The organism is Anaeromassilibacillus sp. SJQ-1, from assembly GCF_046693725.1.
GTDB lineage: Bacteria > Bacillota > Clostridia > Oscillospirales > Acutalibacteraceae > Anaeromassilibacillus.
In genome coordinates, this window is sequence record NZ_JBKEIV010000027.1 from 1 (window position 1) to 7,911 (window position 7,911).

Genomic DNA, 7,911 nt, shown 5'->3' on the forward strand with positions numbered 1-7,911 from the left:
TACTGGTTCGGTTATGCAGCCGATATTAACCAGAACGACTTCCATACTCGTGTGAGTTTTTCGCATTTATCGTGAAACGCTTTGCGCGTTTTTCGTGCGCCGCTTCACCCACAATATCCACACATTTTCCAGAGACTTTGGATTTGATCTTATAAAATCCATCCGATGTCTCTTCCACATACCAGAGCTGGCTATCCGAAGATACACTGTCCCACTGATGCAACCATGTGCCATTTTCTGAGCCACCCAGCATAATGTCCAGTGCCTTGCCAGTGCTCTTATTGAGCAGCTTGTAATATTGATCTTCACTAGCTACAAACTGCCATTGTTGATTGTCGCCGCCATTATACGGATTCATCTGAACTTTGTTGCTGCCTTCACAGAGTTCTGCTTCCAGCGCTTTCTCGCTCTGCTTCGATCGAATACTGTATACTTTATTGGAGAAAGTGTTTTTCGCCTGTCCACTCATGTTCAACACCCCTTCTGCCTACAGAATTTTAAGTTTTAATTCTATGATGTTTATTATAGCACGTGGGCGGGGAAAGTGAACGCTACGTCTTTCATCTTTGGAACAGACCACAGAAAGTAAATTGTTTCCAAAAATAAAACCAGTCATATTGCCCACGAATTTTAGTGAAAAATTGGCGAATTTTCTGGCTGTATCGTCGATTTTTCCCAACCCTCTCAAAGGACAATCTTCTCCTTGAAAGTATATTGTATGGGCCTCTTTCTCATAATAGACGGGAAAGGAGGCAACGTATTCCTATGAACGTCTATGATTTTCATGTGCGCCAGATGAATGGAAAAGAACTCGATCTGTCTGTTTATCGGGGGAATATTCTTTTGATCGTCAATACAGCCAGCAAATGCGGCTTTACACCACAATTTGAGGACTTGGAAAAACTATTTCAAAAATATCGCGACCACGGCCTGATGGTCTTGGGGTTTCCCTGTAATCAGTTTCATGAACAGGACCCGGAAAGCAACGACAAAATCGCTGAATTCTGCCGCTACAATTATGGCGTTACATTTCCCATGTTGGCCAAGACTCACGTGAAAGGGCCCCAGACGGAACCTCTCTTCCGGTATTTGACCAATGCGCGTGGCTTTTGCGGGTTCGACCCAGACCATCCACTCACGGAGAAACTACAAGAAATCTTGTCCACGGACGACCCACAATATGCAGAATCCCCGGACATCAAATGGAACTTTACAAAGTTTTTAGTGGACCGGGAAGGTGAAGTTGCCGCACGAATACGAGCCCACTGCGAGCATACAGGAAATCGAAACCTGTATCAAGAAATTGCTTCAACTACCAACCCCATAGAAATGCAAAACATCCGCACGGAGTCCGTGCGGATGTTTCTATAATCCATAAACAAAGACAATTATACGGAAAAACGGAACGCATCTCTACCCGCATAGCAGGCAGTATTTCCCAGCTCGTCCTCAATCCGAAGCAAACGATTGTATTTTGCTACACGGTCGGTACGGCATGGTGCGCCTGTCTTGATCTGGCCTGCGTTTGTCGCAACCGCCAAATCAGCGATCGTTGTATCTTCTGTCTCGCCGGAACGATGGGAAACCACTGCGGTATAACCGGCCTTATGCGCAAGATCCATCGCATGCAACGTTTCGGACAACGAACCGATCTGATTGACCTTGACCAGAATCGAATTTCCTGCGCCAATCTCGATTCCCCTCTGCAAACGCTCTGCATTTGTGACAAAAGAGATCGTCGCCAACCAACTGAATGGGGAGTTCCTTTGTCAAGACTGTCCAGCCTTCCCAATCCTGCTCGCCCAGTCCATCCTCGATGGAAATAATGGGATAACGGCTGACCAAATCTTTCCAATAGGCTACCAAGTCTTCACTCTTCAAGGTTGTCCCACGCTTTGGCAGAACATACATGCCGTCTTTATACCATTCGCTGCTGGCGGCATCCAATGCAATTTTTACATCCTGAGTGGAATAGCCCGCCGTCTCGATGGCGCGGATAATCCATTCAATTGCCTCTTCATCCGATTCCAGGTTCGGTGCGAAACCGCCTTCATCGCCGACACCGGTGGCAAGGCCGCCCTCTTTGAGCAGTTTGCCCAAGGTGTGATAGATCTCACTGCACCAGCGGAGTGCCTCACGGAAGCTCTGCGCACCGACCGGCATAATCATGAATTCCTGTATGTCAATATTATTTGAGGCATGTGCGCCGCCGTTCAAAATGTTCATCATTGGCACGGGCAGCTTGTGCGCCTGCATGCCACCAATGTAGCGATACAGCGGCATATTGAGCGCCGAAGCAGCCGCGCGCGCCGTAGCCAAAGATACCGCAAGAATTGCATTTGCACCCAACTTGGATTTATTCTTGCTGCCATCGATCTCCAGCATCTTGCGGTCAATTTCTTCCTGCGCAAGCGCGTCCATTCCAACCAGCGCAGTGGCAATCGCCTCGTTTACATTGCGAACAGCCTTCAGAACGCCCTTCCCGCCATAGCGCTTCGGGTCGCCGTCGCGCAGTTCATGCGCTTCATAAATGCCCGTCGATGCACCGGAGGGAACCAATGCCGTTCCCTGTGCTCCACACTTGAGTACAACCTCCGCCTCCACGGTCGGATTCCCACGCGAATCCATCACTTCTCTGGCAACAATCTTTGCGATTTTACAGTCTAACATGAAAGCACCTCCACAAAGCCTCTTATTCAAAATATACTAATTTAGTATGGCTTCATGTTTGCTATTTTAACCGTAAAAAACGGAAAATACAAGGATTTCGCCGAATGTTATCTATCCCTAAAATGTTGCCTATTTCTAAGATTCATTCGCTTGTTTCTACACCGTTTGCACTGACACGTGCATGAATAAGAGGCACCGGTTTCGGCATTTTATCCTGAATACGGAGGGCCTGTAAAAAGGTCTGCTCTGCGATCCGACATTTCTTCTCTTCCGAAGAATAAAAGGAAGCCAGGATCTGACCCTTCTGAACAAAATCACCGATTTTTTTCCGCAACACAATTCCTGCACTGAAATCAATGGGGTCCTCTTTTCGCTCGCGGCCGGCGCCCAATTCCACGGAGGCAATTCCGCACAATTCTGTGTTCATCGTATACAGGAACCCGTCCCTTGGCGCGGGTACCTCATAACATACTTTGGGCTGCGTAAATTGTGCAGGATCTTCCAATGTCCTAACATCTCCACCCTGTGCCTGAACCATTTCTTTCAGTTTTGCAAAGGCTCTTCCGTTCTCGATCTGTTGCTTTGCCAGATCTCGACACTGGGCCAGTTCCCCCTTTTCTGCAAGCCAAAGCATATTGGCGGCAAGCTCCACACAGACCTCGGTCAAATCTTCCGGCCCATTGCCCCGAAGTGTCTCACATGCCTCGCGAACTTCTAATGCATTGCCAATTGCACATCCAAGCGGACGATCCATATCCGTGATGAGCGCTACCGTCCTGCGTCCCACGTGCTCACCGATGGATACCATCTCTTTCGCCAGCGCGATGGAATCTTCCAGCGTCTTCATAAATGCACCGCTGCCAGTTTTTACGTCCAATAAAATCCGATCGGAACCAGCAGCGATTTTTTTACTCATGATACTGGAAGCAATCAGTGGGATGCTGTTGACCGTAGCCGTCACATCCCGCAGGGCATAAAGCTTTTTATCCGCGGGCGCCAGATTTCCAGACTGACCAATCACACTGACGCCCACCCGGCGAACAATCTCAAAGAACGTTTCGCGGTCCAGTGAAGTCTGAAAGCCGGGAATGGATTCCAGCTTATCCACCGTTCCCCCGGTGTGACCTAATCCCCGGCCGCTCATCTTTGCCACCCGCACTCCCAGAGACGCGACAATCGGCGCCACAATCAAAGTAGTCTTATCCCCCACGCCTCCGGTGCTGTGTTTATCGACCTTTATCCCGTCAATAGAAGATAAATCCACCAGATCACCAGAATACGCCATACTCCTGGTGAGGGACGCTGTTTTCTTTTGCAGTCATACCACGCAGAAAAATTGCCATCATCAAAGCACTCGCCTGATAGTCTGGAATTTCTCCGTGCACATAACCGTCGATGAAAAACTGGATTTCTTCGTCTGAGAGCGTTCCTCCATCCCGTTTTTTAGCAATGACATCATACATGCGCATGATTGGTTCCCCCTTTCTCTTTGTGCATATTCTCCTGGGCCAAAACCCAAGCGGCAACAATTCGTCCAATCTGTAAACGACCCAATCGTTCAGCCCGGAGGCAAGGATTACACGAAAGTCCGTTGGATCACAAAATTCCCGCATCACTTGACGGCAAACGCCACAAGGTGGACAAATCCGTTTCACTGGTGCACCAGAGGGTCCTCCGACGTACAGCTATTGCAACAAAGTCGCGCTCTCCCTCACTGATTGCTTTAAAGAAAGCTGTGCGCTCTGCACAATTGGTCGGTGAATATGAGGCGCATTCGATATTACACCCCTGATAAACGCGTCCAGCACCTGTCAACAACGCCGCTCCCACCTGGAATTTGGAATAGGGCACATAGGCGCGTTCCCTCGCTTCCAATGCCAAGCGGACCAATTCTTGATCTTCCAAGACAGCCACTCCTTTCCAGAGAGTTTATGGGCCGCCGCAGATAAAAAACTGCGGCGGCCCAACGTTCTGAAGACGTTCGAAAATCGTGTTTTCTCCGGCTCAATAGCCGTGTGCTTCTTCATTCTTAATCAACTTGATGATGCGGCTGGTTCCCAATCGGGTACGCTCCGAGTTCGATAAACCGTTCTGCATCCTCCAAAGAGGAGATTCCGCCCGCCGCTTTGATGCGTACTTGTGGACCAACATATTGCCGGAACAGTGCCACATCGTCAAAAGTCGCCCCCGCCGACGAAAATCCAGTAGAGGTCTTGATAAAGTCTGCGCCGGACTCTGTGACAATCTGGCACAACCGGATTTTCTCCTCCTCTGTCAGCAGGCAGGTTTCAACAATCACCTTCAGTATGTGGCTACCACAAGCCCCCTTGATCTGCCTGATCTCTGTCGAGCAGTACATCGAAACGTCCATCTTTGACATATCCAAGATTGATAACCATATCAATTTCATCTGCACCGTTGGCGATGGCATCCTTCGTCTCAAACACTTTCGTTGCCGTTGTTGAATAACCGTTTGGGAATCCAATGACAGTGCAGACAGCCATCCGGTCTCCGACATACTCCTTGGCGCGCTTCACATAGCTGGCCGGAATGCAAACAGAGGCTGTTCCAAATTGGATGGCATCGTCGCAAATCTGCTTGATTTCCTCCCAGGTCGCTGTCTGAGTGAGCAACGTATGATCGACCATACGCAAAATCTTCTGATGATCCATTTTGATTCATCCTTTTCTTTGTTTCAGATATATTGTATAACCATTCCAGAAATGCCCGGTTAACGCGCACCCTTTTCGTATGGGACACCGTCCGCCTTCGGTGCAACCGAACGGCCCGACGAACAGGATCAAAACCAGAATCGTTAGTATATAGGGCAACATTGCCAAAATTTCCGATGGGACCGCGCGCTTTACCCCCACCCAAGAATACGGTAAGCGCTTGTGCAAAGCCGAACAGCAGACATGCTCCATACGCGCCATGTGGCGTCCATTTTCCGAAAATAACCGCTGCCAATGCAATGAATCCCTGTCCACTGATGGCCACCGGCGTAAACTGTGGGATAACCGCAAGCGTCATCGACGCTCCGCCAAAGCCAGCTAAGACTCCGGAGAGAATCACACATGACATAGCGGGGTCGCTGAAACATGGATGCCAAGGGTATCTGCTGCCGCCGGGTGTTCACGAACCGCTGTACACGCAATCCCCATTTGGTCTTGTAAAGAATAAACCACATGACCAACATACAGGCCAGCGCCAGCAAAACGGTGACATCGACATTCAAATTCTGTGCAGCGCCACTGAGTGCAGAATCGCCAAACAGCTTTGGCAGCTTATTGGTCACCGGCTGCGTCATCGTTGCACCGTCAAAGGCCAACCTGCAAAGGAACAATGCCAATCCCGGTCCAATGAGATTCAGCGCAATTCCGGAGATCGTCTGGTCGGCCTTGAAGGTAATGGCCGCTACTGCGTGCAGCAATGCAATCCCGCCGCCAGCGCAGCCCGCTGCCAGCAAACCCAACCACGGGTTTCCGGAATAATATCCGACTGCTGCACCCGCAAATGCGCCAATCGTCATCATTCCCTCAATGCCAAGGTTTACCACACCGGAACGCTCCGAGAGGACACCACCCAATGCGCCAAAAATAAGCGGTGCAGAATACATCAAGGTAATGCCGATGAGCAAAGAAACATCATTTAGCATGTCCAGCACCTCTCTTCTCCAACTTATCCGCCAAAACCGGCACGATTCTGGTAAGCGCTACAAAGAATACAATGGTGCCGATCATAATATTGATAATTTCCGTAGGAGCGCCAATATCCGCCTGGATAGATTGGCCGCCATAGAGCAGGCCGCCAAACAATAAACCTGCAAAAATACACCCGACGGGTGAACTTCCCGCAATAAATGCTACGGACAGGCCGTTGAATCCATTGTTTTCAAAAGCGGCGAGGGTAGAAATGCGGTGCGGGTTGGTACCGGTAATCATCATCACTGCTGCCAGGCCCGAAAGTGCGCCAGCGATTAGCATCGCCTGCGTGATATTGCGGTTGACGTTGATCCCCGCAAATTCTGCTGCATCCCGGTTCGCGCCTACTGCACGGAATTCAAACCCCTTGGTGGAACGGTACAGTAGGAACCAGATCACAACCGCCGCCACAATGGCAACCAAAAAGCCAAAATTAATGTCTGTTTTGAGCATCACCTCTGAGAGCCAATCGTATTGCTTCAGAAAAAGCAATCCCTTCGTCCGAGGTCTTCCATTCGGGCAACAACATGGTGTAGCTCGATGGATTGACCGGATAGGTAGCCGTTGTATTGGGCTGATGGAACGCGTCGCTTTGAACCACAAAATTGGATAAATACAGGGCAATCCAGTTCAACATAATGCTGGTCAAAACCTCATGAATGCCAAACTTTGCCTTTAAAAAACCAACGATACCACCGTAAAGAGCCCCTGCAACCATGCCCGTCATCACTACTAGCGGGTAACTGGTAGGATTGCCGGCAGATTGAATAGATAACCAACGATGGTAGAGGCCACCGCCGCTACAATGTATTGTCCTTCCGCCCCAATATTGAACATCCCTACCTTATAGGCAAAAGCCACACTGAGCGCTGTCAATGTGATCGGGGTTGCTTTGATAATCACGTTTGAAATGTACTTTGGTTTTGAGAAAATCCCATGAAATAATGCCCCAAATGCCTCTGCTGGATTATACCCAGCGACTACGAGCACAACCGATGCCACCAGAAAGCCGCATACGATGGCAAGGATGGTGGAGGTGATGGGTTTTTTCAGAATCCTAACTGTTCTTTGCATGTTGTTTCCCTCCAGCCATTAAAAGTCCGATTGTCTTTTCATCTACTTCACCTTGTTTAAAGGTGTCGGCAATGCTTCCGTTATAAAGTACCGCAATGGTATCGGAAACATTCATCACCTCATCGAGTTCCAGAGAAATCAACAGGATCGCCCTGCCTTTATCCCGTTCTCGCAATCAGCGTTTTGTGGACATACTCGATAGCGCCAACATCCAATCCGCGCGTCGGCTGCACCGCGATCAACAGATCTGGTTCATTTGCAACTTCGCGTGCGATGATCACCTTTTGCTGATTTCCGCCGGAAAGGCTACGCGCCAAATGTTGTGCACAATCCTCCGGACGGACATCATAATCGTGAGTGAAGCGGCGCACGAAAAACGCGAAAGCGTTTCACGATAAATGCGAAAACTCACACGAGTATGGAAGTCGTTTCTGTTAATATCGGGTGGCTACAACCAACGAGGCCA

Annotated in this window: 5 protein-coding genes and 6 pseudogenes; 1 reads left to right on the plus strand and 10 read right to left on the minus strand. The window is 49.4% G+C overall.

The features are described from left to right. Positions 1–25: 25 nt before the first annotated feature. Entirely contained in the window at positions 26–469 is a 444-nt protein-coding gene (locus ACGCCZ_RS06915) for an RICIN domain-containing protein (RefSeq protein ID WP_411655638.1), read from the minus strand. A 296-nt stretch (positions 470–765) separates the two neighbouring features. Here ACGCCZ_RS06915 and ACGCCZ_RS06920 point away from each other — a divergent pair, with 296 nt between their 5' ends. Continuing rightward, on the plus strand, positions 766–1,371 hold the full coding sequence (locus ACGCCZ_RS06920; RefSeq protein ID WP_411655639.1) for a glutathione peroxidase: 606 nt from the start codon (positions 766–768) through the stop codon (positions 1,369–1,371). Between the two features lie 17 nt (positions 1,372–1,388). Here the strand turns inward: ACGCCZ_RS06920 and eno are convergent. From eno to ACGCCZ_RS06965, 9 genes and pseudogenes are all read right to left on the minus strand, one after another. After that, positions 1,389–2,670, minus strand: a pseudogene (gene eno / locus ACGCCZ_RS06925) (phosphopyruvate hydratase). A 142-nt stretch (positions 2,671–2,812) separates the two neighbouring features. Continuing rightward, a pseudogene (locus ACGCCZ_RS06930) lies at positions 2,813–4,139 on the minus strand (pyrimidine-nucleoside phosphorylase). Positions 4,140–4,172: 33 nt separating this feature from the next. Next, positions 4,173–4,575: pseudogene (locus tag ACGCCZ_RS06935) on the minus strand (cytidine deaminase); the annotation flags it as partial. Between the two features lie 99 nt (positions 4,576–4,674). Further along, positions 4,675–5,342, minus strand: a pseudogene (gene deoC, locus ACGCCZ_RS06940) (deoxyribose-phosphate aldolase). Positions 5,343–5,401: 59 nt separating this feature from the next. Then, positions 5,402–6,325, minus strand: a pseudogene (locus ACGCCZ_RS06945) (ABC transporter permease). After that, positions 6,315–6,863, minus strand: coding sequence for an ABC transporter permease subunit (locus ACGCCZ_RS06950; protein ID WP_411655640.1), 549 nt, complete (start codon positions 6,861–6,863; stop codon positions 6,315–6,317). Before ACGCCZ_RS06950 ends, ACGCCZ_RS06945 begins: the two are co-directional and overlap by 11 nt. Continuing rightward, positions 6,805–7,098 carry an ABC transporter permease subunit gene (locus ACGCCZ_RS06955; RefSeq protein WP_411655641.1) on the minus strand — a complete coding sequence of 98 codons (294 nt, stop codon included), beginning with the start codon at positions 7,096–7,098 and terminating at the stop codon, positions 6,805–6,807. The genes ACGCCZ_RS06950 and ACGCCZ_RS06955 overlap by 59 nt, the downstream gene beginning before the upstream one ends. Positions 7,099–7,103: 5 nt before the next feature. Beyond that, entirely contained in the window at positions 7,104–7,445 is a 342-nt protein-coding gene (locus ACGCCZ_RS06960; protein WP_411655642.1) for an ABC transporter permease subunit, read from the minus strand. Continuing rightward, positions 7,429–7,795, minus strand: a pseudogene (locus ACGCCZ_RS06965) (heme ABC transporter ATP-binding protein); the annotation flags it as partial. The gene ACGCCZ_RS06960 and the pseudogene ACGCCZ_RS06965, both read right to left, overlap by 17 nt. Positions 7,796–7,911: the final 116 nt, after the last annotated feature.

Excerpts from the sequence above, each read along its gene's own strand:
- ACGCCZ_RS06915 (WP_411655638.1), bottom strand. The coding sequence starts at position 469 with ATGAGTGGACAGGCGAAAAACACTTTCTCCAATAAAGTATACAGTATT.
- ACGCCZ_RS06920 (WP_411655639.1), top strand. The coding sequence starts at position 766 with ATGAACGTCTATGATTTTCATGTGCGCCAGATGAATGGAAAAGAACTC.
- ACGCCZ_RS06955 (WP_411655641.1), bottom strand. The coding sequence starts at position 7,098 with ATGACGGGCATGGTTGCAGGGGCTCTTTACGGTGGTATCGTTGGTTTT.
- ACGCCZ_RS06960 (WP_411655642.1), bottom strand. The coding sequence starts at position 7,445 with ATGCAAAGAACAGTTAGGATTCTGAAAAAACCCATCACCTCCACCATC.